General features: G+C 25.0%; 20 protein-coding genes and 3 pseudogenes. 19 read left to right on the top strand and 4 right to left on the bottom strand.

Going from position 1 to position 26,600, the window contains the following annotated elements; translation table 11 throughout:
* The first annotated feature begins 11 nt into the window (after window positions 1-11).
* The 13 genes from IGS63_RS00215 to IGS63_RS00155 all read left to right on the top strand — a co-directional run bounded on the left by IGS63_RS00215 (window position 12) and on the right by IGS63_RS00155 (window position 16,416).
* The gene (locus IGS63_RS00215) at window positions 12-1,544 is read left to right on the top strand and encodes an ATP-binding protein (protein ID WP_190615049.1); all 1,533 of its coding nucleotides are present in this window, start codon (window positions 12-14) and stop codon (window positions 1,542-1,544) included.
* Window positions 1,545-2,035: 491 nt separating this feature from the next.
* Window positions 2,036-2,620 carry a cysteine peptidase family C39 domain-containing protein gene (locus IGS63_RS00210; protein ID WP_190615048.1) on the top strand — a complete coding sequence of 195 codons (585 nt, stop codon included), beginning with the start codon at window positions 2,036-2,038 and terminating at the stop codon, window positions 2,618-2,620.
* Window positions 2,617-4,077 carry an apolipoprotein N-acyltransferase gene (locus IGS63_RS00205; protein ID WP_190615047.1) on the top strand — a complete coding sequence of 487 codons (1,461 nt, stop codon included), beginning with the start codon at window positions 2,617-2,619 and terminating at the stop codon, window positions 4,075-4,077. The genes IGS63_RS00210 and IGS63_RS00205 overlap by 4 nt, the downstream gene beginning before the upstream one ends.
* Complete coding sequence (locus IGS63_RS00200; protein ID WP_190615046.1) at window positions 4,074-4,682, top strand: hypothetical protein; 609 nt, start codon at window positions 4,074-4,076, stop codon at window positions 4,680-4,682. The genes IGS63_RS00205 and IGS63_RS00200 overlap by 4 nt, the downstream gene beginning before the upstream one ends.
* A 10-nt stretch (window positions 4,683-4,692) precedes the next feature.
* A complete protein-coding gene (locus tag IGS63_RS00195; RefSeq protein WP_190615045.1) occupies window positions 4,693-5,676 on the top strand; it encodes a hypothetical protein in 984 nt (327 codons plus the stop codon).
* A gap of 68 nt (window positions 5,677-5,744) precedes the next feature.
* Complete coding sequence (locus IGS63_RS00190; RefSeq protein ID WP_190615044.1) at window positions 5,745-6,887, top strand: hypothetical protein; 1,143 nt, start codon at window positions 5,745-5,747, stop codon at window positions 6,885-6,887.
* Window positions 6,888-7,163: 276 nt separating this feature from the next.
* Window positions 7,164-8,201 (top strand): hypothetical protein, encoded by a 1,038-nt coding sequence (locus IGS63_RS00185; RefSeq protein ID WP_190615043.1) that lies wholly within the window; start codon window positions 7,164-7,166, stop codon window positions 8,199-8,201.
* A 23-nt stretch (window positions 8,202-8,224) separates the two neighbouring features.
* On the top strand, window positions 8,225-9,427 hold the full coding sequence (locus IGS63_RS00180) for a hypothetical protein (protein ID WP_190615042.1): 1,203 nt from the start codon (window positions 8,225-8,227) through the stop codon (window positions 9,425-9,427).
* Window positions 9,428-9,586: 159 nt separating this feature from the next.
* Window positions 9,587-11,122 (top strand): ATP-binding protein, encoded by a 1,536-nt coding sequence (locus IGS63_RS00175; protein WP_190615041.1) that lies wholly within the window; start codon window positions 9,587-9,589, stop codon window positions 11,120-11,122.
* A 601-nt stretch (window positions 11,123-11,723) separates the two neighbouring features.
* The gene (locus IGS63_RS00170; RefSeq protein ID WP_190615040.1) at window positions 11,724-12,989 is read left to right on the top strand and encodes a radical SAM/SPASM domain-containing protein; all 1,266 of its coding nucleotides are present in this window, start codon (window positions 11,724-11,726) and stop codon (window positions 12,987-12,989) included.
* Window positions 12,990-13,124: 135 nt separating this feature from the next.
* Entirely contained in the window at window positions 13,125-14,414 is a 1,290-nt protein-coding gene (locus tag IGS63_RS00165) for an IS110 family RNA-guided transposase (protein WP_190615039.1), read from the top strand.
* 408 nt (window positions 14,415-14,822) lie between these two features.
* Window positions 14,823-16,055 (top strand): MFS transporter, encoded by a 1,233-nt coding sequence (locus tag IGS63_RS00160; protein WP_190615038.1) that lies wholly within the window; start codon window positions 14,823-14,825, stop codon window positions 16,053-16,055.
* A gap of 16 nt (window positions 16,056-16,071) precedes the next feature.
* Window positions 16,072-16,416 (top strand): helix-turn-helix domain-containing protein, encoded by a 345-nt coding sequence (locus tag IGS63_RS00155; RefSeq protein WP_190615037.1) that lies wholly within the window; start codon window positions 16,072-16,074, stop codon window positions 16,414-16,416.
* A gap of 446 nt (window positions 16,417-16,862) precedes the next feature.
* Here the strand turns inward: IGS63_RS00155 and IGS63_RS00150 are convergent.
* Together IGS63_RS00150 and IGS63_RS00145 are read right to left on the bottom strand one after the other, a co-directional pair.
* Window positions 16,863-18,112 (bottom strand): annotated as a pseudogene (locus IGS63_RS00150) (IS256 family transposase).
* Between the two features lie 266 nt (window positions 18,113-18,378).
* Window positions 18,379-19,605, bottom strand: a complete 1,227-nt coding sequence (locus IGS63_RS00145; RefSeq protein WP_190615036.1) for an IS256 family transposase — start codon at window positions 19,603-19,605, stop codon at window positions 18,379-18,381.
* Window positions 19,606-19,674: 69 nt separating this feature from the next.
* Here IGS63_RS00145 and IGS63_RS00140 point away from each other — a divergent pair.
* Window positions 19,675-20,451 (top strand): annotated as a pseudogene (locus tag IGS63_RS00140) (IS256 family transposase); the annotation flags it as partial.
* Between the two features lie 37 nt (window positions 20,452-20,488).
* Here IGS63_RS00140 and IGS63_RS11810 read toward each other — a convergent pair.
* Window positions 20,489-21,107: pseudogene (locus tag IGS63_RS11810) on the bottom strand (transposase); the annotation flags it as partial.
* 221 nt (window positions 21,108-21,328) lie between these two features.
* On the opposite strand from IGS63_RS11810, the gene IGS63_RS00125 reads away from it, so the two are divergent.
* The 5 genes from IGS63_RS00125 to IGS63_RS11700 all read left to right on the top strand — a co-directional run bounded on the left by IGS63_RS00125 (window position 21,329) and on the right by IGS63_RS11700 (window position 25,264).
* Window positions 21,329-21,790 carry a CPBP family glutamic-type intramembrane protease gene (locus tag IGS63_RS00125; protein WP_190615033.1) on the top strand — a complete coding sequence of 154 codons (462 nt, stop codon included), beginning with the start codon at window positions 21,329-21,331 and terminating at the stop codon, window positions 21,788-21,790.
* 73 nt (window positions 21,791-21,863) lie between these two features.
* Window positions 21,864-22,073 carry a hypothetical protein gene (locus IGS63_RS00120; RefSeq protein WP_190615032.1) on the top strand — a complete coding sequence of 70 codons (210 nt, stop codon included), beginning with the start codon at window positions 21,864-21,866 and terminating at the stop codon, window positions 22,071-22,073.
* 233 nt (window positions 22,074-22,306) lie between these two features.
* On the top strand, window positions 22,307-23,446 hold the full coding sequence (locus tag IGS63_RS00115) for an acyl-CoA dehydrogenase (RefSeq protein ID WP_190615031.1): 1,140 nt from the start codon (window positions 22,307-22,309) through the stop codon (window positions 23,444-23,446).
* Window positions 23,447-23,457: 11 nt separating this feature from the next.
* Window positions 23,458-24,243, top strand: coding sequence for an electron transfer flavoprotein subunit beta/FixA family protein (locus IGS63_RS00110; protein ID WP_190615030.1), 786 nt, complete (start codon window positions 23,458-23,460; stop codon window positions 24,241-24,243).
* A gap of 13 nt (window positions 24,244-24,256) precedes the next feature.
* Window positions 24,257-25,264: an electron transfer flavoprotein subunit alpha/FixB family protein gene (locus IGS63_RS11700; RefSeq protein ID WP_190615029.1), complete on the top strand. Its 1,008-nt coding sequence runs from the start codon at window positions 24,257-24,259 to the stop codon at window positions 25,262-25,264.
* A 31-nt stretch (window positions 25,265-25,295) separates the two neighbouring features.
* Here the strand turns inward: IGS63_RS11700 and IGS63_RS00100 are convergent, their stop codons facing one another.
* Window positions 25,296-26,513, bottom strand: coding sequence for a hypothetical protein (locus IGS63_RS00100; protein ID WP_190615028.1), 1,218 nt, complete (start codon window positions 26,511-26,513; stop codon window positions 25,296-25,298).
* Window positions 26,514-26,600: the final 87 nt, after the last annotated feature.

Raw genomic sequence — 26,600 nt, 5'->3', positions numbered from 1 at the left:
AGGTGATAAAAATGAAAAAGCTACCAATAGGAGTACAAGACTTTAAAGAATTAATAACAGATTATATATACATAGACAAAACAAAATATTTACATGAATTAATAACAAGTGGAAAATTTTATTTTTTATCTCGTCCGAGAAGATTTGGAAAAAGTTTAACGATATCAACACTGTACTATCTGTTTAAAGGAGAAAAAGATTTATTTAAAGGAACGTATATATACGATAAATGGGAGTTCAAAGAATATCCAGTAATAAGGATAAACCTTTTAGACGTAGCAACAGATAATGTGGAAAGAATGAAAGAAAGTCTAACAAAAATAATAAAGTTAGAAGGAAAAAGAAATGGAATAGAAATAACAGAAACAGACTACAAGTTTGCATTCAATGAAATGATAATAAAACTATCAAAAAAAGAAAGAGTAGTAATATTAGTAGATGAATATGAAAAACCAATATTAGACAATATAAACAACAAAGAAAAAGCAGAAAAGTATAGAGAAATATTGAGAGACTTTTATGTGAGTATAAAATCAAAAGACGAATACATAAAGTTTGTATTCATGACAGGAATAACAAAGTTTACAAAAACAGGAGTGTTTTCAGCATTGAACAACTTAAATGATATATCATTAGATAAAACATACGCACAGATGTTGGGATACACACAAGAAGAATTAGAAAAAAACTTTAAAGAACACATAAAAGAAACAGCAAGTGAGATGAAAATGGAAGAAAAAGAGTTATTAAAAAACTTAAAGATGTACTACAATGGATTTTCATTTGATGGAGAGAATTCTGTATACAATCCATTTTCAATACTACAATTTTTCAAAAAAAGAAAGTTTCAAAACTATTGGTTTGAAAGTGGATCACCATCATTCTTGTATGAATACATAAAAGGAAAAAAGATAAGATATGAAGACTTAGTGAAGTATCCAGTAAGCGAGTTAGACTTTTCAACCCGAGAAATAGAAGAAGCAAATGCAAGCATATTCTTTACACAAGCAGGATACTTAACCTTTAAAGGAAAAGAACAGTATGGAATGGAATATGAATATTTATTAGACTATCCAAACATAGAAGTAAAGAACAGTTTTTCAAAGATGATATTAGAAGCAAACTATGAACTTGAAAGAGGAAAAATAAAAGAAATAAATAAAACGATATGGAAAGCAATAAAAGAAAAAGACATAGAAGGAATAATAAAAGAAATAAAAAGAATAATAAGTGCAATACCATACAACTTGCACAAAAAAGAAGAAAGTTACTATCATTCATTGATATACACAATACTAGCATCAGCAGGACTGAACGTAACAGCAGAAGAATTAACGAACTTAGGAAGAAGCGATATAGTAATAGAGGAAGACATCATATACATAATGGAAATAAAGATAGATAAAAGTGCAGAAAAAGCCTTAACCCAAATAAAAGAAATGAAGTACTATGAAAAATACAAAGGGAAAGAAATTTATATAGTAGGAATAAACATAAACTCAGAAAAGAGAAACATAGACGAATACAAAATAGAAAAGATATAATCCCAGCGGGTGCTGGGATATTTTTTTATAAAAACTCATAAAAAGCGTGAAAGTAACGATGGAAAATAGTGAAAAAATAAAACATTCGCCATTCAAATTTTTGAAGTTGATATTGTGTTAATAATGAAATGTTAAATTAAAATATTTATAAAAAATAAATATTTAATAAAGTTTCACAAACTTTTATAATAAAAATGATTAATAATAACATTATAAAAAATATAAAATTTAAATTCACAAATATTAATATTTAATATAAAATTAATAAAATAAAAAAATAAAATAAATGATATAAATTAATCAAAAAAGCATTATATTTAGGTAAAAATGTTTATTTGTTTAGTAAAAATAGTTGATTTTTTTTTTTTTTTTTTTGATATAATGTTTATGACATAAATAAAAAAATAATTTGTTTTAATTTATTTAATGAACTATCATTTAATTATTATTTAATATTTTTTTATAAATATAAAACATATGAGGAGAGAGTTATGAAGAATAAATTATATTATAAGATTAAAAAATTTTTTTTGAGTTTAACTTTATTGTTTGCTTTTGTTGTGTTTGCAAATATAATGACTATGTTGTATGTGTCTAAAATAAATAATAAAAATTTAAAATCAGAAGTTCTTAATTATTATATAGAAAAAAATGTTAGTTATGATGATACAAGTGAATATTTACAAAAAACATATTATACCTGTGGACCAGCTGCATTGAACTATTTATTGTACTTATATGGAGTGAATACTACAGAAGAAAAATTAGCTACATTATCTAAAACAAATGAAAAAGGAACTACACTACTTAATTTAAAGTATGCAGCTGAAAGATGTGGTTTTAAAGCAAGAGGGCTCAAAGCTAACTTTGAATACTTAAAAGAAATAAGAAAACCAGTTATTACATATGTAAAAGGAAACCACTACGTTGTAGTTGAAGACATAACAAATAAATATGTTAGTTTATTTGATCCAGACCCAGAGTATGGTGAAATACGAATTCCAATAAAAATCTTTAAAGAAGCTTGGAACAATATAGTGTTAAAAATAAACACAAAACCTTTGGTGATGAGATGAATATAATATTATTAGCATTAAGCGGATTATTAGTATTCTTAAGTTACCCACCATTTGATTTTGGATTTTTAGGATACTTTGCGTTAATTCCATATTTTTATGTAGTGAAGAAAAATGAAAAAAGTTTAAGGTATGGATTTTTTGAAGGAACATTAATTGGAACAATTATTTTTTTATCAATATTACATATTCAAAGTGAAAGTATTTTAATTAATATTTTAATCTTTCTTTTATTAGTTAATATAATGGGAATTACTTTTATGATTTATACAATTATTGTAAAGATGATTTATAATAGTTTAAAAGTAAAAATACAAAAAATATGTATGATTTCTTTAGGATGGATGGTCATAGAATTTATTACCAATAAAATGTTAGTAGGATTTACATTTTATGCAGGAATAACTCAACACAACAATGACTTAATGTTGTATTTATCTAAATATATAGGATTGTATGGAATATCTTTTGTTGTTGTTTTAATAAATGTAATATTATTAGAAAGTATTTTGAAATTAAAGGAAAATAAAAAACTCAAAAAAAATGATATTAAATACATAATCTTTATATTGGGATTTTTTCTTGCATATTTTGTATTTAATAGTTTGAATGATATAAAAAATATAAATGGAATAAATATAAAAAAGAAAGAAACATTAAAAGTAAGACTAATACAAGGAAACATTACAGCAAAAGAATACAAAAAAGCAGAAGAAAAAAATAAAATGAAAAACATTTTTGAAAAATATATGAATCTAAGTATAAAAAACAATTCATCAGAATTAATAGTATGGCCAGAAACAGCAGTGCATAGATGGATAATGAGAATACCAGAATACAAAAATAAAATAATAAACATAGCAAAAACAAATAAAATTAATATATTATTTGGAACACCAGACCTTGAACCAAACGATGAAGAATACAACAGTGCATTTTTAATTTCAAAAACAGGAAAAATATTAGGAAAGTACAATAAAAACTATACAGTACCATTTTATGAAAACTATTTTAAAAAAGGAAAGGAAATAAACCCATTTGAAATAAACAATATAAAAATAGGAGTAGAAATATGTTTTGAAGCATTTTTTCAAAATGTTTCAACTGAATTAAAACAAAAAGGTGCAGGAATAATATTTTTATTATCAAACAATGGACTTTTTGGATATTCAAATATACCATACATAACATCAGCATTCATGCAGTTTAGAGCAGCAGAAAATAACGTATATGTAGCACAATTAATGAATACTGGAATAACCCAAATAATAAACAACAATGGAAAAGTTTTAAAAAAGACAAAACTATTTGAAACAAAAATAATTAATTATGAAATACCAGTAATATACAAACAATTTATTCTAAGTATGGAGAAACAACATATTATAACTATATTATTTTTAGTGATCATAATAGCTATGCTATTAAAAATACAAATGAGGAGGAGAAAAAAGTGAAAAAAACAAAAAGAGGAATATCATGGTTAATATTATTCACCTTTATATTGACCATGATGCCAATGAACGCCTTTGCAACAAAGAATGTATCAGTAAATAGCATGTCAGATTCACAAATGTCTGCCGTTGTTGGGGGGGTGAGTCCAAAAAAACCTTCTAAACCAAAACCAAAAATAGAAACAAGGTATTTTCATGGAGTTACTGCTGGAAGTGCAAAAATAATTTATAAAGGACCAGAAAAAATTGTTTCTGCAGCAGTAGATAATATGGATTATAAAAATTTTTTGGATTATTCATTTGAAGTCAATGAATCTACTACCAATGAATTTACAGTTTCAGGAGAAGCTGAGTTCCTTGATTTTTGGAAGGCCAGTGGAGGATATACTCACCATAAAACTAAAAGTTATATTGGAAGTTTTGTAGCAAAAATCCCACCACGTCATCAAGGATTTATTGTTAAATATAAAGAAAAAATTGAATGGAGCGCCTATTCTAAAAAGATAATTTACAAAGATGGAGTGCCTGATAGTGAAGATAATCGAAAGGGAACTAAAATAAATATTTTAGATGTATATAGAGCTAAATATATAAAGATTAGTTATTAGAGGAGATAAAATGAAAAAACTTTTATTTGGATTAATAATATTTTATAACATTGTCATTTTTTCACAGAATTTGGTTTTAGTAAATAAATTTTATATAGATTCATCAAAAGTTGATTTGAATAAATATGCAGGAGTTATTGATGGAAATATTTATTCAATAGAAAAAATTAATCCATTGATAATAAAATCTTATAATATTTATAATGGACTTACAAAAGAATTTTTAAAATATTCTAAAAAAGTAGATATTTCAATAATAAAATATGACTACTTAAAAAAACCTTACTATACAGAAATTTTTAAAATAATTGATGATAAAATTTATATAATAAGTATTGGTGAAAAATTATATAGTTTAGACACAAAAACACATGAAATAAAAGAGTTTGAATTAGAAAATAAAGAGCAAATTCTTGATTATTACGTATCTTTAGATACAACTAAAGATAAAAAAGATATATTTTTTATTAGTCCTAATAAAAATTTAGATATGATCCTATCACATTATAATACTAATTCAGGTTTTATAAAAAATATTTCAACTGGTTTTGGTGTAAAAAAAATTTTAGTTATAAAAAATAATGTATTTGTAATAAATTATGATGAGTTTTTGAAACGCCTAAGTATATCAAAATTTGATATGGATTTAAATAAAAGAACTTTCATCAATAAGAAATATGATACTGGAAATTGTTTTGAATTACCTATAAAAATTAAACAAAAAAAATTATATAGCAATTATATTGATGATGAAGTAAAAGTTATAAAATCAAAAGAATATATAGTAGTTATGAATGAAGAAAATTTCTATATTATAAGTACAAAAGTAGATGAGAATGGTTTTTCAAAAGTATTAAAGATAATTCCGATAGAAAAAATTATTGATAAAAAATTAAGTGATTTAAACAATTTAATATTAAGTTCTGATAATGAATATATATATTTATTTAACAAAGAAAGTTATATTCTTTATACAATTAAATTAAAACTATAAAATAGGGAGTTATCCCTATTTTGTAGTTTGAAAAACAAAATATAAATACAGAATTATTGGAGGGTTTTATGAAAAAATCAATTATTATTTTTTTAGTCCTTTTGTCTATTAGTATGTTTTCTAATACAGTTTCTTTTTTTAAAGAATATTTTCTGAATTATTTTCAAAGTAATGATAAATTTTCAACAACTTTTGCAAAAAAAAAGACAAAAAATTATGAAAATTTAAATTTTTCTACATATTTTGATTATCCATATGATGGCACATATTCAATAAATTTAAATTCTGGTATAAAAATTAATCTTTTCGATTATCAACAGTATTTAAAAAAAGAAATTTTTAATTACGAAAAAAATATATCTTTAGCTAATATTGAAGCAAGAAAAATGAATTATATTTTTAATTATTTTTTAGATTATCTTGAATATTTAAAAACAAAAAATATAAACGAAGAATTAAAAAGAGTATTAAACTTTATAAATAAGAATAATCTCTTAAACAAGAATAAAATATTTTATGTTAGATTAAAAAACGAAATACTTGAAAATGAATATTATTGCAAAAAAATAAAAAGAGAAAAATATAACAATATTAAGAATTTATTTGGTTATCATATTTTAAAAGATAGTTTTATAAAAAATAGTTCAAATCTTAATTACATAAAAAAAAATATCATTAATAATCCAGATTATTCTTATAATAAAAATAATGAAGAAATAATTAAACTTAAAAATAATAAAGAAGATTTTTCTGTATATTTTGATTTGAATTATAATTATAATAATTCCTGGGATTCTGAGAACACATTTAATAAAAATTTTTCATGCTCTTTGAATTTTGAAAAATCTTTTGAAATATTTGGAATATCCTTAAAAAATCATATTTCTATTTATCCAAATAAAATCTCAGCAAATATTTTTTTTATAGATTATGCAAATAAATTTTTATTAAACTCAAATAAGTTGAATAATGTTTTAAATGAAAAAATAAAAGATTATTATTCATATTTTCAAAGACTAAATATTTTACTCACAAAATTAAAAAATTATAATGAAGTAATTAATATCCAAGAATTAAATACTATTAAAAATTTTTCTGAATATATAAAATTAATTAATGAATATTATAGTACATATTCTGAAATTTATAGGATATATTTAGGAATTTTAATGCTTGGAAATTCAGATTTTATTTTAGATAATTTAAAATAAATAAAAGAAAATAATAGATACTGGTAAATCATTCACTTATATGGATTTTGGATATGGTGGACTTGATTGTATGTTAGAAAGTGTGTATAGAGCAAAATACTTTTTAAAAGGTCCTTACCACGAAAAGAGTTATAGTATTTCTGTTGAGAAACCAACGAGAACAAATAAATATGTTAAAATTTATTATAAGAAAGGATGGTAAATAATGAAGGTGCTTTATAATAAAGCGCCTTTATGTTGAATCATATTAATATAAAAAAAGAGGTGAGAAATTAGATGAAAAAAATTTTAGTATTTTTTATTATTTCAATAATTACTATAATTACACAAGGAGAATTTGTTAAATATGAATCCATATCTCTTAATAATAAAATAGATAAAGAATACAAATTTAATTTAAGAATAAATAAAAAAAAGGTTATTAAAAGAAAAGATGTAGATTTTATTTCATGTAAATTTGATGTAAATAGCAAAGGTGAAATTTATTTAGGGCTGTATAGTGAACCAAGTATTTTAAAGTTCTTACCTGAAAAAAAAGAGTATATAAAGATAGAAAATGAAATAATACCTGATTATTATAGTGGTGGTGTTACTGTTGTATATTTAAGGGTTCTACCAAATGATAAGGTTATAGTTAAATCTTTAGATGGTATAGCAATATTAAATAATGATAAGTTAGAAAAGTTTTATGAATTTCCTGGAACCTCAGTAGATGATTGGGCATATGATATTGTCAAAAAGAAAAAAAGGTCTGAAATTTATTTTAATCCACCTATAACAAATGATCTTCATACAGATGTTGTGTATATTGAAAAAACAAAAGATGGATTGATAGAATTTAATCAAAAGACGGTTTATTATTATAAAATAATTGGAAATAATTTTTATGGAGATTATAAAACTATTTATGAAAAAAAAGAAAAATGTAAATATTCATCGGATATAATTTTAAAAAGTAATTCAAATAAATTATATAAAGTTATTTGGGACAACAAAGAAAGACTTTTGAAAATATTAGATGTAGAGAAAGGAACTATTAAAATATTGGATAATTATAAGTATACAGCTACATATGATATTGATATGATAGATGATAATTTTTATATATTATATGAAAATTATGATAGTGAGGATTCAAATCGTAAGGATTTGAAAATATTAAAAATGGATAAGAATTTTAACATAATTTATGATTTTAGTGTAATGAAACAAAAATATTTTTATATTCCTGAGCTTAAAGTAAAAAAGATTAATGGAAAAATATTTATATACATAAAAACTAAAGAAAGCATAAAAATTCTTTATGAAAATTAGAAATTTAAAAAGGGAGAACTTTAATGAGTAAAATACGAATAATAATAGTCTTGTTTATTTTTTTGAATAGTATTATATTTGGAGAAAATTTAAATTATGAAAAATTTGACAAAGCAATTAAGTCTATGTATCTAAAAGAAGTTAAAAAGACTGAAGACATATTGAACAAGTATAAAATGTTTTTTCAAAATGTTTCGTATAATTTTGGAATAGATGGAGATTTTAGTAAACTTGATTTTACTACATCACAAATCAATTTGAATTGGAATATTTTTTCAAGTGGTAAGAATATAGCAGAAATGAAGATAAATGAAGTTGTTAATAGAATAGAAGAATTATTAGATGAAAATAAGTATTTTAATAAATACATATCCTTGAGATATGAGTTTTTTAATAGGTATCAGATGCAAGAAAACTTAAAGTTATTAAATAAGTATTATGATGAATTATTAAAGATAACACTACCACAAAATGAAATAGAAAAACTAAAATTAGAAAGAGAAAAAATAAGTACACAAATTCAAAAAAATGATTTAAAAGAATCTTTTGATAATCAAAATTTGAATGGTTTCATATTTTTAATTTTAAATAAGATGCAGGATGTTACTTTTACATATCCAAAAGAATATTATGAAATGAAAAAATTAAATGAATTATTGAATAGTTACAAATTAAAAGACTTTAAAGAGAACTATGAGTACTTAATAGCAAAGAAAGAAAAAGAACAAAATAAATATAGTAAAATATTAACAAATAACAATGAAATAAACTTTAACTTAGGAGCAAATTATGATTTTAAAACAAATAATTATTCTCTATCATTTATGATGGATTATAATTATGATGTACCTTTTATAAACTTTTCAGGAAATGGTAATTATTCAAATGGACATTATAACATTTCCAGTACAATAAATCCAGTTATAAAAGAACAAAAAAAAGAAGAAAATGAAAAAACTTTAGGTGAAATTTTAGCTAAAGTACGAGATGATTACAATAAACTTCTCAACCAAATAGAAGCAACAGAAAATAATTTATACATAATAAATTTAGACATAAAAATATCTGAATTAGAATATGAAAAAAATAAAGAAAAAAAGACAGATTTAGAAAAAATTTTGAATGAAAGAAATATAGAAAGTACAAAATTGAATTATATTTTAAATGTTGTTAAATACAATTTATTGGTAAAAACACTGATAGATACTTACTATGAAAAAAAGTAATGAAATAATAAAAAAGATAGTAATATTAGTGTGTGAATATAGACAAATGAAATATGTATTCAAAAAATATAATCCCAGCGAGTGCTGGGATATTTTTTATATAAAAAAAATCAATTTAAAAAAATACATATGGTATAATAAAAATTAGAGGTGATAAAAATGAAAAAGCTACCAATAGGAGTACAAGACTATAAAAAAATAAAAGAAGGAAATTATACATATATAGATAAAACAAAGTATATATTAGATTTAATAAGTTCAGAAGCACCAATCTTTTTATCACGCCCAAGAAGATTTGGTAAGAGTTTAACAGTATCAACACTGTACTATCTATTTAAAGGAAAGAAAGATTTATTTAAAGGAACATACATATATGATAAATGGGAGTTTAAAGAGTATCCAGTAATAAAAATAGATATGTCAGATAATACATTAACAACATATGAAGAATTTATAAAATCATTGTATAATAAAATAAACGAATTATATAAAGAAGAAAGTTTGAAACCAACAACAGATGATTTACCAACAATGTTTGGAAATTTAATAAAGAAATTAAGCCAAAAGTATGAAGAAAGAACGGTAATACTAGTAGATGAATATGAATCACCAATATTAGAACATATGAATAACAAAGAAGAAGCAGAAAAAGTAAGAAGATTTTTAAGAGAGTTCTATAAAAAAATAAAATCAAAAGATGAATACATAAAGTTTGTATTCATGACAGGAATAACAAAGTTCACAAAAACAGGAGTATTTTCTGCATTGAACAACTTAAATGATATATCGTTGAATAAAAAATATGCACAGATGTTGGGATACACACAAGAAGAGTTAGAAAGTAACTTTAAAGAGCATATAAAAGAAACAGCGGTTGAGATGAAGATGGAAGAAAAAGAGTTATTAAAAAACTTAAAGATGTACTACAATGGATTTTCATTTGATGGAGAAAGTTCTGTATACAATCCATTTTCAATATTAAGGTTTTTTAATGAAAGAAAGTTTCAAAACTATTGGTTTGAAAGTGGATCACCATCATTTTTGTACGAATACATAAAAGGGAAGAAGATAAGATATGAAGACTTAGTGAAGTATCCAGTGAGCGAACTCGATTTTTCAACCCGAGAAATAGAAGAAGCAAATGCAAGTATATTCTTTACACAAGCAGGATACTTGACCTTTAAAGGAATAAAAAGATTAGGATTGAGGGAAAAGTACATATTAGACTATCCAAATATAGAAGTAAAGAACAGCTTTTCAAAGATAATATTAGAAGCAAACTATGGAATAAGAGAAATAGAACAAATAGAAACCACAATATATGAAAGAATATATGAAAAAGACATAGAAGGAATAATAAAAGAAATAAAAAGAATAATAAGTGCAATACCATACAACTTGCATAAAAAAGAAGAAAGTTACTATCATTCATTGATATACACAATACTTGCATCAGCGGGACTGAACGTAACAGCAGAAGAATTAACGAACTTAGGAAGAAGCGATATAGTAATAGAGGAAGACACTATATACATAATGGAAATAAAGATAGACAAAAGTGCAGAAAAAGCCTTAAATCAAATAAAAGAAATGAAGTACTATGAAAAGTACAAAGGGAAAGAAATTTATATAATAGGAATAAACATAAACTCAGAAAAAAGAAACATAGACGAATACAAAATAGAAAAAATATAATCCCAGCATTGCTGGGATATTTTTTTATAAAAAAACTCATAACTTTTAAAAATACTATCCATAAAAAGTGTAAAAGTAACGATGGAAAATAGTGAAAAAATAAAACACCGAAATTTTTGATATTAATATTTCATTAATAATGAAAAGTTAAATTAAAATATTTATAAAAAATTAATATTTAATAAAGTTTCATAAATTTTTATCATGAAAATAATTAATAATAACATTATAAAAAATATAAAATTCAAATTCACAAATATTAATAGTTAATATAAATTTAATAACATAAAAAAATAAAATAAATGATATAAATTAATCAAAAAACATTATATTTAGGTAAAAATATTAATTAGTATACTAAAAATAGTTGATTTTTTTTTTTTTTTTTTGCTATAATATTTGTGTTAATTTACAAAAAACAAACACAAAGATATATTGATTACATATAAAGTTTTTTCTTGTAATATTAAAAATATAAGTAGAACAACTTAAAAATATTACTTTAAAAATATTGAAGATTATTTTCACAAAATATTTTTCATAATAAAGGTAAAAAAAACAAAAGCCGGCTTTGTTTTAAAAAAATAATAAAGGAGTAAGTATGAAAAAATATAAATTATCTATGTTTAATATTACAAAAGAAATTGAAAATGATTTATTAATATTTAATTCATTGAATAGAGGTATAGTTTTAATAGAAAATAGATTTATTAATGATTTTAATAATATAAAACTAACTGGAACTACAGATAATATTGAATTACTAAATGGATTAATTAAACAAGAGATGGTCATTGAAAATTCTATTAATGAAATTAATAGAATAAAGGCTCTCGATAAATTAGAAAGATATTCTACAGATAATTTATCTTTAGTAATAGCAACTACTTTTTCATGTAACTTTGATTGTTGGTATTGTTATGAAAAAGGATTAAATAATTCATTTATGACTGAAAATATTCAAAATTCTATTTCTGATTTTATATTATCTAAATCAAAAACATTGAATAAAATAAAAATTGATTGGTATGGTGGAGAACCATTATTAAATATAAAAGCTATTGAACAAATTTCTGAAAATATATTATCTAATATATCTAAAGATATAACCTTTGAAGCCTCCATTATTTCTAATGGGTATTTATTAAATAAAGAAGTAGCAAAAAAATTAGCTAAGTATCATGTTAAAAAAGCACAAATAACATTAGATGGAACTAAGAAAATTCATGATAAAAATAGACCGCATATAAATGGAAAAGGTAGTTTTGATAAAATAATTCAAAATATTAAAGAAATAAATGATATTATTAATGTTATTGTTAGAGTTAATTTAGATAAAAATAATGTTAATTATTTTGATAACCTTCTAGATTATTTAGAAGAAGAAGGTTTAAAAGATAAGATATTCATATATTTTAGTATTATTAAAGATCCAAACCCTATTAATGAACAATTGTGTTATAAAACAACAGAAGTTTCTGATTTAGAGATTAATTTGATGAGAAAGATTATGAAAAGAAAGTTTAAATTAGCAACATCTTTATTAGAAGGAAATGGATACTGTACTGGAATGAATAATAATTTTTATATTATAGATCCTGCTGGAGATTTATATAAATGTCCAATGCAAATAGGAAAAAAAGAAGATTCTATTGGTAATATAATAAAAGGTATTGATTTTGATAAAAATGCTAAATGGTTAGCGTATGATTATTTTTTAGATAGTAAATGTAAAGAATGTAACTTATTACCCCTTTGCCGAGGAGGATGCCCTTCTGAAAAAATGAAAAACAATTCTAATGATTGTTTTACTTTTAAATATAATATTAAAGAAAGACTTAATCTGTTTTTTGAAAGTTTAAGTTGATCTATTAACTAATATACTGAAAGGAGCATTCCTGTAAGTAAAAAAAATAGGAGTTGAAAAAAAAGGAACCTCCCCGTAAAATATAAAATGTAGAGACAAAACTACAAATATTTTACAAAAAGGGAGGAACCTCAAATGAATTATACACAAAATGAAAAAATAAAGCAAGTGGATGAAAAAACATTAGTAGTAGGAGTAGACATAGCAAAAGAAACGCATTATGCAAGGACATTTGACAATAGAGGGATAGAATACGGAAAAGTAATAAAGTTCAAATCAAATAGAGACGGATTTGAAGCGTTTAAAAAACAAATAAAAGAAATAGCCGAAATAACAGGAAGAGAGAAAATAATAATAGGGATAGAACCAACAGGACACTACTGGTATACCCTAGCGAATTATGTAAATAAAAGAGGAATGAAATTAGTACAAGTAAACCCATACCATGTAAAAAGAGCAAAGGAACTGGATGATAATACGCCAAGTAAAAGCGACCGAAAGGATCCAAAAACAATAGCAATGTTAGTGAAAGATGGAAGATATGCGATACCATATATGCCAGAAGGAATATATGCAGAGATAAGAAAAGCATATGATATAAGAGAAACAATAAACAAAAAACTATTAGTAGTAAAAAACAGGATACAAAGATGGGTGGCAATATATTTTCCAGAATATAAAACAGTATTTAAAGGAATATATGGAAAAGCATCAATAATAACGCTGGAAGAACTTAGTATACCGATAGAAATAATAAAATTAAGCGCTGAAGAAATAGTAGAAATATGGCAAAAAGAAATAAAAAGAGCGGTAGGGATAAAAAGAGCAAAAAGTTTAATAGAAGCAGCAAAAGAAACAACTGGATTAACCAATGGACTTGAAATGGCAAAGTATGAGATAAAAAAGCTAATACAAGAATATAAAATGTTAGAAGAAGAAAAAGCAGAGCTAGAAGAAAAACTAAAAAGAAAAGTATACAAAATATCTGGAGTAGAAAAAGCTTTAAGTATAAAAGGTATAGGAATAATAACAATATCTGGATTCATAGCAGAAGTAGGAGAAATAAAAAGATTTGACCATGCAAAACAAATAATAAAATTAGCAGGACTGAATCTAAGAGAAAATAGTTCAGGAAAACACAAAGGAGAAACAAAGATAAGCAAAAGAGGAAGAAAAAGGCTCAGAAGTCTTTTATTTAAAAGCATTCTACCATTAGTAGCACAGAACAAGGAATTTAAGTTATTGCATAGATATTATACAACGAGAAAAACAAATCCATTGAAAAAGAAACAATCATTAGTAGCGTTAATGGGAAAGTTAATAAGAATAATATACACATTAATGACGAAAAAAAAGGAGTACGATCCAGAGAAATTATTAAAGGATATAAAAGGACCTAAAAGACAAAGTTTCTTAGCAGCCTAAAAATAAAATAGGTAAAAATAAATTAGAAATTAAAAGTGAGTCAAGTCGGCATAAATTTATCCATAAGGGTACGACCCAGCAAAGGAGCAGAGCCGACAAACCACCTCAAGGATAGGCAGAACGAAGGAATTTTGGCCAAGAGCCAGCGAGATATGGGAGGGTACGCCACCTGAGATTTAAGTGGTTACTGAGCTTGTCGAAGTATGGTTCATATTTAGACCTAATATTAATATAATTGATGGTAAGTAATACCATATCTGGAGTTTATCAATTTAAAAATATTCTATAATTTGAATACTTAATGGCTCTTTTTTATTCTTTTTTGTATTTTTTTACTTTTTTTAATTTCTTTGGATTATTCTAAAAAATTGATTTAATCATATTTTATAGAGGGAGAGTCAATAAAAAATGAGCGACAAAAAAAACTTTTTACTTTATACAGTTGGAAGATTTATATCTCTTTTTGGAGATGGAATGCAATCTGCCATAGTTTCATTATTTATTTTATCTTTAACTGGTTCCGTAAAAAAGATGGGATTATTCTTTTTATACCTATCCGTAATAAATATTATTTTTCTTCCAATATCCGGAGTAATTAGTGATAAGTTTAATAGAAAAAAACTAATGGTTATTTTGGATATTTTAAATGGTTCTATATTTTTAATTCTTGGATTTTTAATTTCAAAAAATAATATAAATATATATACTTATACAGCTTTTGCAACATTATTAGGAATATTTGGGAATATATATAGTGTGTCAACATCTGCTATGCTTCCTAATATAGTAAGTAAAGATTATTTATTAAAAGCAACATCTTCAATGGTTACCTTATTCAGTATAAATGTAATTATTTCTCCAGCAATTGGAGGTTTTTTATATGCAACAATAGGGATTAAATACATATTTTTATTCAATGGAATATCCTTTATAGCTTCTGCTATAATAGAAATGTTTATAAAATATAAACACTTAAATGCACAAAAGAAATTAAAAATAAAAAATATTTTTAATGATTATTTTGAAGGATTAAAGTATGTGAATAATAATAAATCTATTAGATATTATGTGTTTTTAGTTACTACTTTTATTATATTATTAAGACCATTATTTACTATAGTTTATCCTATATTAATTAAAGATACTTTAAAAATGGATTTAAAATATTTTGGGTTGGTATCTTCTTTGTTAGCTGTTGGAACCTTAACAGGTAGTATTATAGTAAAAAAAATAAAAAACTCAAATTCAGTAAAAAACAGTATATTAATTCAAACTTTATCTTTTTTTGTATTAGCATTTTTAACATCATTTAATGTATCAAAGTATAATTTTATTATTTTTCCAATAGTTTGTATTGTTACTTCAATATTTGGTTTTGCTATTGTTTTAAGAAATATTCCAATAAATGTATTTATTCAAAAAAATACAGAAAATGAATTTTTAGGAAGAGTCTTTTCAGTAAGAAATTTATTACAAAAAATTTTAACTACAGGTAGTATTTTACTTTATTCAATAGTTTTTGATAAAATAAATATAAGTTATGGATTACTAATTTTCGGTACAATCAATCTCTTATTTTTCTTAATTTTTAATATATTAGGAAATGTAAAGAATATACAAATCCAAAGTGAAGAAGCTTAAAAAAGGGAGGAAAAAAATGAAATTATATACAGTTGATGAAGTAGCAAAAATTACAGGTGTATCGAGTTATATGGTTTTAAAATGGGTTTCAGAAGATAAATTAAAAACAGTTTTTAAAGATAATGAAACTTTTATAAGTGAAGAAAGTTTAAATGAATTTCAAAAAAATACTAATATTAAACTTTTAAAACCATCAGAATCTATGAAAATATTTTCCATGAATAAACCTAATAATAAATCTGAAAATAAACAAAATACAAAAAATAAAAAAGGTGTATTAGAATTATTAGAAGAGTATAGAAAAGAAAATAATGTTATGAGTCCAGAAGAAATTGAAAGTTTATTTAATTCTAAAAAATAAATAAAAATAGGATAGTGGGTTTAACAAAAAAATGAAGAAAAATTACTGAAATTAATAAAATGAGGCGAAAGCTTCATTTTATTTTGATATGTGTATTTTGCAAGTGAAGAATAAGCCAAATTACAATTGAAAAATGGGCCAAAAAAATAAAACGCTGAATAAAACCACGTTTCAGGAAAAATTGGTAGCATAAAAAATTTTGTGTAAACGGCTCTTCTTGGAAGGTAAAAATAAATAAAATTAGTTATTATTTTTAAAGTATTTCCATAAGAATTATCGACTATAAAGAAATATGCTTTAAGAGTAAATTTTAGAAGTTTTTAGTATAATTTTTTGTAATAAATAGCCTTTTGCAACTTTTTATTGCAAGGTATAGCATTATAATATTTAATATTCATTTTTGTGTGTTATAGGTATTTTTTGTTATGTTACAAAGTATATTTATGTTAGGAATTATAGATATATTTTGTAATTCTTTCATTAAAAAAGATGGATAATTCGTTTAGGACATTGCTCCAATTTCTATAACGAGCTGTCCATCTTTTTGTTGCATTTATTGTTGCTAAATAAAGCATTTTCAATAATGCATCGTCATTTGGAAATGATGTTTTATTTTTTGTTGCTTTTCTATATTGTCTATTTAATGATTCTATTACATTTGTTGTGTACATTATTTTTCTTACATCATCGCCATAATCAAAATAAGGGGATATTGTTTCCCAATGTTTTTCCCAACTTTCTAATGCTAATTTGTATTTTGTCCATTTGTTTTCTTTCAAATCTTGTAAGTTTGAATAAGCAATATCTTTATTTGGTGCTTTATATACTTTTTTTAAATCATTAACAAGTTCTTTTCTATCTTTGTAACTAACATATTTTAATGTATTTCTTATTTGATGTATTATACATCTTTGTACTATAGTATCTGGGAAAGCAGTTTTTATTGCTTGTGGGAAACCTGTTAATCCATCTACAGAAGCTATTAATATATCTTTTATTCCTCTATTTTTTAAATCATTTAATACTCTTAACCAAAATTTTGATGATTCTATTTCACCTATATATATACCAAGTACTTCTTTAAATCCATCTATATTTACACCAAGTACAACATATGCAGTCTTTTTTATTATTTCACCATCATCTTTTACTTTAAACACTATTCCATCCATAAACATAAAAGTATATATTTCTTCTAAAGGTCTGCTTTGCCATTCTCTGATTTCAGGTAATATTTTATTAGTTATTTTACTTATCATTTCCGCTGATAATTCTACACCATATATGTCCTCTACGTTCTTTACTATATCTTTTGTGCTTAATCCTAAACCGTACATACCTATTATTCTACCTTCAATATCTGAGATATCTTTTTTATACTTTGGTACTATGGCTCATATTCACCTTTTCTATCTCTAGGTATTTTTAATTCCATTTCTCCAACACTTGTTCTTACTCTTTTTGAACTGTACCCATTTCTAGAATTATCTGTTTTCTTGTTTTCTTTATCATATTTCCCATAACCTAATTCATCTTCTAATTCTGCTTCTAACATCCCTTGTATTAACGGTCCCACTAATTCTTTTATCTTTTCATATACATCTTTTATTGTGTTTACCTCTGGATCCCTTGCTATTAATCTTGCTAATTTTTCAATGTTGCTTTCTTCTTTTTCTTCTTTTTTTCTTCTTGCCATTTTAAAAACCTCCTTCCTGGTTTTATTTTACCATCCCAAGAAGAAGGTTTTTCATTTTTTTATTTACACAAATTTTTTTATGGTCTCTAAGAATTATCGACTATAAAGAAATATGCTTTAAGAGTAAATTTTAGAAGTTTTTAGTATAATTTTTTGTAATAAATAGCCTTTTGCAACTTTTTATTGCAAGGTATAGCATTATAATATTTAATATTCATTTTTGTGTGTTATAGGTATTTTTTGTTAAGTTACAAAGTATATTTATGTTAGGAATTATAGATATATTTTGTAATTCTTTCATTAAAAAAGATGGATAATTCGTTTAGGACATTGCTCCAGTTTCTATAACGTGCTGTCCATTTTTTTGTCACGTTTTTGGTAGTAAGGTATAAACTTTTAAGGACAGCATCGTCATTAGGGAATATTGATTTGGTCTTGGTAGCCTTCCTGAATTGCCTGTTAAGTGACTCTATGATGTTCGTGGTGTACATAATCTTCCTTACCCCGTCTGAGAACTGAAAGAAGGTGGATAATAGGTGCCAATTTTTCTCCCAGCTCCTCAATGAAGCGTAATACTTGTCTCCCCATTTGTTTATTACATTGGTTAGATTATCATAGCCTGTCTTTTCATCCAGTGCTGTATAGATTGTCTTTAAATCCTTTGCGAACTCTTTCCTATCCTTGTGAGGAACATATTTCAGGGTGTTTCTAATCTGGTGGATTATGCACCTTTGTATCATAGTTTGCGGGAAGGTTGCATTTATAGCCTGCTCAAATCCAGAAAGACCCTCTATTGAAGCTACAAGTATGTCCTTAACTCCTCTGTTTTTGAGGTTGTTAAGTACTCCCATCCAAAACTTGGCACTTTCTACTTCACCAACATATATCCCGAGCACATCTTTAATTCCGTCTATGTCAACACCTATTATTACATAAGCAGCCTTCTTTCCTATCCTTCCGTCTTCTCTAACGTTGAAGTATATTGCATCCAAGAAAACGAAGGTGTATATTTCGTGTAATGGCCTTTCCTGCCAGTCTTTTATTACTGGCATAAGCTTATTTGTTATCTTGCTCACCAGTTCAGCTGATACTTCAAATCCGTACAAATCCATTATCTGATCAGATATATCCCTGGTGGTCATTCCTCTTGCGTACAAACTTATTATTTTTTCCTCTATCTCTGAAATATCATTCGAATACTTTGGAACTATTTTGGGTTCATATTCTCCCTTCCTGTCTCGAGGTACCTTTAACTCTATCATACCGCTACTACTCTTTAAATTCTTCTTCTTGTAGCCATTTCTTGAATTTTCTGTATTTTTCTTTTCTCTGTCATACTTGCCATAGCCCAGCTCGTCTTCGAGTTCTGCTTCCAGTACTTCTTGGATCAGATTTCCTGTCAGTGATTTTGTTAACTCCTTTATATCCTTTATTGTTCGGATTTCTCCTTTTCTTACCATTTTCTTTATTATTTCCTGTAGTACATTTCCCATTTTTCGTACCTCCTCTGGTTTTATTTTACCACCAGATCTGTATCTTTTTTTCCTTATACACTTAATATTTTACACTCTCGGCAAAATAGACCTTTAAAAAAACTTTATACTTTTGTTTTTGTTGATTGTATGTATGTTACTATTAGAAAAGATTATGAAGTTAAAAATTATGCTTTATATACTGCTTTAGCTTATGATGCTAATGGCATTAAAGATATTTTAGGTATTTGGCTTAATGAATCTGAAAGTAAACACAAATGGATGCAAATTTTTGATGAATTAAAGGCTAGAGGTGTTGAAGATATTTTCTTTATTTCTATGGATGGCGTTTCTGGTCTCGAAGATGGCGCCAAATCTATTTTTCCTAATGTTATTGTTCAAAGATGTATTGTTCATCTTATTCGTAATTCTTTAAAGTATATTCCATCTAAATTCTATAAATCTTTTACCTCTAGTATTAAAAAATTTTATACTGCTCCTAATCTTAAAACTGCTCAATCAGAATTTGAACTTTTTAAAGTTGCTTGGTCTCAATATCCTGGAGCTGTTTCTGTTTGGGAGAGAAATTTCCACTTTGTTGAACAATTATTTGATTTTGGCAGTGCTGTTAGAAAAATTATGTATACTACTAATCCTATTGAGTCTGTTAACTCTTCTTTTAGAAAAGTTGTAAAAAAAGGTGCATTCCCTAATGAAAAGGCTCTCTTTAAATTGATTTTTTTACGTATTAATGAACTTTATTCTAAATGGAATTCTAGACCTGTTCCTAACTGGGCTCTTGTTAGAAATCAACTTGATATTGATCCCAGATTTCAGTCTCGTTTTCGTAACTTTTCTGATTTTTAATTTACTGTTTACACATTTTACTTGACATTCCCCACCTATATATACCAAGTACTTCTTTAAATCCATCTATATTTACACCAAGTACTACATATGCAGTCTTTTTTATTATTTCTCCATCATCTTTTACTTTAAACACTATTCCATCCATAAACATAAAAGTGTATATTTCTTGGCCTGCTTTGTCATTTTCTAATTTCATGTAATATTTTATTAGTTATTTTACTTATCATTTCTGTTGATAATTCTACACCATATATGTCCTCTACGTTCATATCTTTTGTACTTAATCCTAAACCGTACATACCTATTATTTTCAATATCTGAGATATCTTTTTTATACTTTGGTACTATGGCTCATATTCACCTTTTCTATCTCTAGGTATTTTTAATTCCATTTCTCCAACACTTGTTCTTACTCTTTTTGAACTGTACCCATTTCTAGAATTATCTGTTTTCTTGTTTTCTTTATCATATTTCCCATAACCTAATTCATCTTCTAATTCTGCTTCTAACATCCCTTGTATTAACGGTCCCACTAATTCTTTTATCTTTTCATATACATCTTTTATTGTGTTTACCTCTGGATCCCTTGCTATTAATCTTGCTAATTTTTCAATGTTGCTTTCTTCTTTTTCTTCTTTTTTTCTTCTTGCCATTTTAAAAACCTCCTTCCTGGTTTTATTTTACCATCCCAAGAAGAAGGTTTTATTTTTTTATTTACACAAATTTTTTTATGGTCTCACCAAAATCATTTTATTTGCTTTATTTAATTTTTGATATTGTATACATAGTTTTTAATTATAATAGTTTAAAAGAATATTTTAATTTTTCATCTTTTAAACTTTTTAATAAAGGGAATAAATTAATTAGAGTTTGTATGTATATTTTCCTTTCATTAATAACTATTACATTGATAGTTTATTTAAAAAAATTTCAAAATGAAAACTCTTTATTAAATTATTTCAAAGGCAGTTTCGTTATTTTATTAATATTACTTTCAGTGTCAGAAGAATTAACCTTTAGAATCGTTATTCCTAAAAGTTTAAGCAAAGTATATAATAAAGATTTTTTTGTTTACACAGCTCAAGCACTTATAGACACAATTTATGGTTTTTTTTATTCACAAAAACTTTTTTATCCTTATTTATCAGATAAAGATTTAAATGATCCAATCATACTCTTAGATTTTATTATTAGTTATTTAATTTCAATATTTATGTATTACAGTTTAAAAAGAACAAAAAATATTTATTTTGTAATTTTCTTACAGTTTTTAAACATAATTTTACTTCAATTGCTAACTATTTTAGCCATTAATTTTTTAGCTATTAATTCGTAGAGATTATGAAAATAATATTGTTAATACATAGAGACTTAAATTATCAATGTTAATCCGTTTTTTTGTTAATCTTGTGGTAATTATTAGCGAATTTATATCAGATGATACATCAATTGAAGATGTAACTATTTTTAAGAGTGATATAATTTTTATACTTTTAATTGGTACTCCAATAAACATTTATATTTTAAGGTCAATAATAAAATTTTTAAAGAACAATTCTTTATCAAAAGTAAGAAATGTACCACTTGAAATGAAAAAATTTGATTATGAATTAAATTAATAAAAAGTATAAAGTTATGTTATTATTAAATAATAAGTTCTTAAAAAGATATGAAAAATTTTTCATATCTTTTTTATTTTTTAGATATAAAATATTTTATGTTAGATATGAAAAAAATTTCACGATATCATTTTACAATCTTTATTTTGTTTTAACAAAAAATTGATATAGTTTTTTTGCACGCAATTTATAATATTAAAGTTAAAAAAATCACAAATAGGAGGTAATTTTAATTGAACTTTGAATTAACAAAACAACAAAAAATGATAAGGCAAATGGTTAGAGAATTAACAGAAAAAGATATAAAATCTAGAGCTGCAGAAATAGATGAAACTGGAAGATTTCCAACAGAAAGTTATGAACTTTTAAAAAAGTATGGATTACTTGGAATGACAATTTCAAAAAAATATAATGGGGCAGGTGCAGATGAACTTAGTTATGCAATAACGGTTGAAGAATTATCTAGATATTGTGCAACTACTGGAGTTATTTGTTCTGCACATAACTCTCTTGCTTGTTGGCCTATATATAAATTTGGAACAGAAGAACAAAAAGAAAAATATCTAAAGCCTCTTGCTTGTGGAGAAAAATTAGGAGCTTTTGCTTTAACTGAACCAAATGCTGGAACGGATGCAGGGGCACAACAAACAAAAGCAATTGATGATGGTGATTATTGGATTTTAAATGGTTCAAAAATTTTTATAACTAATGGTGGACAAGCAGATACTTATATTGTATTTGCAATGACAGATCCTTCAAAAGGAACTAGAGGTATATCTGCATTTATTGTTGATAGAAGCACAATTGGTTTTGAAATAGGGAAAATAGAACATAAAATGGGAATAAGAGGTTCTGCAACGGCTGAATTAATATTTAGAGATGCTAAGATACCTAAAAATAATCTTCTCGGGTCATTAAATAAAGGGTTTAAAATTGCAATGCAAACTCTTGATGGTGGACGTATTGGGATTGCGGCACAAGCTCTTGGTATAGCTCAAGGAGCATTTGATGAAACAGTTAAGTATATAAAGCAAAGAGAACAATTTGGAAGACCTATAGCTAAGTTTCAAGGTGTTCAATTTAATATAGCAGAAATGAAGACGAAGATAGAGGCAGCAAGAATTTTAGTTTATAAAGCTGCAAATAATAAAGAAAAAGGTAAATCTTATTCAGTAGAAGCTGCAATGGCAAAGTTGTTTGCTGCGGAAGTTGCTATGGAAGTTACAACAAAAGCCGTTCAATTACATGGTGGATATGGTTATACAAAAGATTATTGTGTTGAAAGAATGATGAGAGATGCTAAGATAACTGAAATTTATGAAGGTACTTCTGAAGTTCAAAAAATGGTAATTTCAGCAAATGTTTTAAAATAAGGAGGATGAGTATGAATATACTAGTTTGTATAAAGCAAGTACCAGATACTACAGAATTAAAAATAGATCCAGTTAAAGGAACTTTAATAAGAACTGGTGTTCCAAGTATAATGAATTATGATGATAAAGCTGCTCTTGAAGAAGCTTTAAAGTTAAAAGATAAATTTAATGCAAAGGTTACTGTTTTATCAATGGGTCCAATACAAGCAAAAGAGGTTATTGAAGAAGCAATAGCAATGGGAGCAGATGAAGGATTTCTTTTGAGCGATAGAAAATTTGGTGGTGCTGATACATGGGCAACATCAACAACTTTAACAGCAGCAATTAAAAAATTAGGTTATTTTGATATTATATTTGCTGGAAGGCAGGCAATAGATGGGGATACAGCTCAAGTTGGTCCTCAAATAGCAGAAAAATTAAATATTCCACAAATAACTTATGTAAAGAATATTGAATATATGGATAATGAATTTATAGTTGAAAGAGAATTAGAAGATGGTTATGAAGTAATAAAAGTAAGTTCACCAGTTTTATTAACAACTATAAAACAAATAAATAAACCAAGGTACATGCATATTGGAAGAGTAGTTGATGTTTGTGCAAAAGACAATATAAAGGTTTTAACTTTTGAGGATATAGATATAGATGAAAGATATATTGGATTAAAAGGTTCACCAACGCAAGTAAAAAAGTCATTTACGCCTGAACCAAAAGGTGAGGGTAAGATGGTGAGTGGAACAATTGAAGAAATGGTAAAAGATGTTGTAAATGAATTAAAAGAAAAACACTTTATTTAAGGAGGAACAATTTATGCCTTTAATTAATGAAATAACTATAAAAGAATATAAAGATGTGTGGGTATTTGCAGAACAAAGAGATAACAAATTAATGCCTGTTGTTTATGAACTTCTTGGTGAAGGGAAAAAAATTTCAGAAAAAATGAATTCTAATCTTTGTGCTGTTTTAGTTGGAGATAATGTAGAGTTTTTATGTGATGAATTAATAAAATATGGTGCGAAAAAGGTTTATTTAATTGAAGATGTTTTATTAAAAAATTATACAACAGATGGTTATTCGAGAGTAATATCTAATTTAATAAATGAAAAAAAGCCAGAAGTTTTTTTAATAGGAGCAACACATATTGGAAGAGACTTAGCTCCAAGAATTTCTGCAAAGATTGATACAGGTTTAACTGCTGATTGTACTATTTTAGAAGTTGATGAGGATAAGAAATTACTTCAAACAAGACCAGCATTTGGTGGAAATATAATGGCTACAATAATTTGTCCTAAGCATAGACCTCAAATGGCAACAGTTAGACCAGGTGTTATGAAAAAAGCTGAAATAAATAATGAAAATAATGGTGAAATAATAAAAATAAATGCAAATATTTGTTGTAAGGATATAAGAACAGAAGTTTTAAAAGTAATAAAACAAAAGTCAACAACTCTTGATATAACAGAGGCTGAAATAGTTGTTGCGGGTGGTAGAGGACTTGGAAAACCAGAAGGTTTTAAATTAATTGAAAAATTAGCTGAAAAATTAAATGGAGTAGTTGGTGCTTCAAGAGCTGTTGTTGATTCTGAATGGATTGATTCAAGTCATCAAGTAGGTCAAACTGGAAAAACAGTTAGACCAAAAATTTATATTGCTTGTGGAATTTCTGGAGCGATACAGCATATTGCTGGAATGAAAGATTCTGAATGTATTATTGCAATAAATAAAGATAAGTATGCACCTATATTTAAAGTTGCAGATTATGGTATAGTTGGGGATTTATATGAAGTTATTCCAGAATTAATAAAAGAATTAAATTGAAGCAGCCAATGGCTGCTTCAATTTTTGTTTTTTAAAATTTAAATTCAATACCACCTTTTATTCTTAATCCATTTATTAAACTTAATCCCATTTCTTCCATTGAATAAATATTAAAAATATATCCACTATTCAAGTATAGATTAATATTATTTGTAATTCCAAGTCCCATATTTACTTCTGGAACTATGTCAAATGACATTGATGAAGCATCAGAAGACAACATTCCTTGAAATTCAAAAGAAACATCTGGTGTAATTTCAACTGGTCCAGCATAAATCATATAACCTAAAGCAAAATTCATGTTTGAATAAAAAATATTTTTACTAATAATATTGAAATCTAATCCGAATTTACTATAAAATCCTTCATAATTATCTAATGCAAAATCAATTCCGCCACCATGATAATTTGTATTTAAGTTTGTATAATGAATATTAAATCTCATTCTTTCTGGACTCATACTTGGATTTTCTACAACAGTTATCCCTTTTTCAGATATTTTAAATTTTGTTGGGAGTTCAACAGGTTTTAAAAAAGCTTTGTTGTCTAATATGTCTTTAACTATTAATTTTCCATCTTTTATTTTATAAGAATCACCATAAACATCGTAACTTTTTTCAAATTGAAAAACCATATTTTTATAAACTCCATGATTTCTTCCAAGATCAACTAATAAATAACCATTTGGAGCTTGATTTAATATATTTCCTCTTAATATAAATAGAGTGTTTAATTTTGAGATTATACTTGAAGAAGCATCATTTATAGCTTCATATTTAGCATCTCTTAAAGCTTCTTGAGAAGTTTTATATTTTGTAATATTTTGTTGTCCAGTTCCTTTATACAACTTATTTTCTAATACTTGTCCAGTTTGAATGTCTATTAATTTATACTTTGCTGTAATTTCATATTCCCACCATTTACTTGTTTTATCATAACTTTCTTGTTGTTGATAAAAGGTATCTAAAACTTCAATGTAAATAAGGGCATCAGCTTTTAATTGTTTTAAGTCTCCTTTTCCTTCAACAACACCTTGGAGTTGTAATTGAATTTCTTTAAAAATCATATCATCTCTTGTAATTAATCTGTATTTACCCATATTTATTATTTTTTCATCAACAGCGGATTCTAAAAGAGCAGTTGAATCGGAGTAACCTTTAGTATAAACTATAAGTGTTTTTCTCATATCTTTAGAAAAATAAATTAAAGATAGTATTAAAACTAAGAAAATAATAAAATATTTTTTCATTTTTTCCCCTCCTCTTATGTTTTTTGTTATTAAAATTATATCATAAAAAAAGCAAGAAGTTTTTCTTCTTGCTTTTTTGAGTTAAAA

The organism is Tepiditoga spiralis (assembly GCF_014701195.1).
Taxonomy (GTDB): domain Bacteria; phylum Thermotogota; class Thermotogae; order Petrotogales; family Petrotogaceae; genus Tepiditoga; species Tepiditoga spiralis.
This window is presented reverse-complemented; position numbering and strand designations above follow the sequence as displayed.

Excerpts from the sequence above, each read along its gene's own strand:
- IGS63_RS00145 (WP_190615036.1), bottom strand. The coding sequence starts at position 19,605 with ATGGGAAATGTACTACAGGAAATAATAAAGAAAATGGTAAGAAAAGGA.
- IGS63_RS00205 (WP_190615047.1), top strand. The coding sequence starts at position 2,617 with ATGAATATAATATTATTAGCATTAAGCGGATTATTAGTATTCTTAAGT.
- IGS63_RS00180 (WP_190615042.1), top strand. The coding sequence starts at position 8,225 with ATGAGTAAAATACGAATAATAATAGTCTTGTTTATTTTTTTGAATAGT.
- IGS63_RS00185 (WP_190615043.1), top strand. The coding sequence starts at position 7,164 with ATGAAAAAAATTTTAGTATTTTTTATTATTTCAATAATTACTATAATT.
- IGS63_RS00155 (WP_190615037.1), top strand. The coding sequence starts at position 16,072 with ATGAAATTATATACAGTTGATGAAGTAGCAAAAATTACAGGTGTATCG.
- IGS63_RS00210 (WP_190615048.1), top strand. The coding sequence starts at position 2,036 with ATGAAGAATAAATTATATTATAAGATTAAAAAATTTTTTTTGAGTTTA.
- IGS63_RS00190 (WP_190615044.1), top strand. The coding sequence starts at position 5,745 with ATGAAAAAATCAATTATTATTTTTTTAGTCCTTTTGTCTATTAGTATG.
- IGS63_RS00110 (WP_190615030.1), top strand. The coding sequence starts at position 23,458 with ATGAATATACTAGTTTGTATAAAGCAAGTACCAGATACTACAGAATTA.
- IGS63_RS00125 (WP_190615033.1), top strand. The coding sequence starts at position 21,329 with ATGTATATTTTCCTTTCATTAATAACTATTACATTGATAGTTTATTTA.
- IGS63_RS00195 (WP_190615045.1), top strand. The coding sequence starts at position 4,693 with ATGAAAAAACTTTTATTTGGATTAATAATATTTTATAACATTGTCATT.
- IGS63_RS00160 (WP_190615038.1), top strand. The coding sequence starts at position 14,823 with ATGAGCGACAAAAAAAACTTTTTACTTTATACAGTTGGAAGATTTATA.
- IGS63_RS00215 (WP_190615049.1), top strand. The coding sequence starts at position 12 with ATGAAAAAGCTACCAATAGGAGTACAAGACTTTAAAGAATTAATAACA.
- IGS63_RS00100 (WP_190615028.1), bottom strand. The coding sequence starts at position 26,513 with ATGAAAAAATATTTTATTATTTTCTTAGTTTTAATACTATCTTTAATT.
- IGS63_RS00165 (WP_190615039.1), top strand. The coding sequence starts at position 13,125 with ATGAATTATACACAAAATGAAAAAATAAAGCAAGTGGATGAAAAAACA.
- IGS63_RS00170 (WP_190615040.1), top strand. The coding sequence starts at position 11,724 with ATGAAAAAATATAAATTATCTATGTTTAATATTACAAAAGAAATTGAA.
- IGS63_RS11700 (WP_190615029.1), top strand. The coding sequence starts at position 24,257 with ATGCCTTTAATTAATGAAATAACTATAAAAGAATATAAAGATGTGTGG.
- IGS63_RS00175 (WP_190615041.1), top strand. The coding sequence starts at position 9,587 with ATGAAAAAGCTACCAATAGGAGTACAAGACTATAAAAAAATAAAAGAA.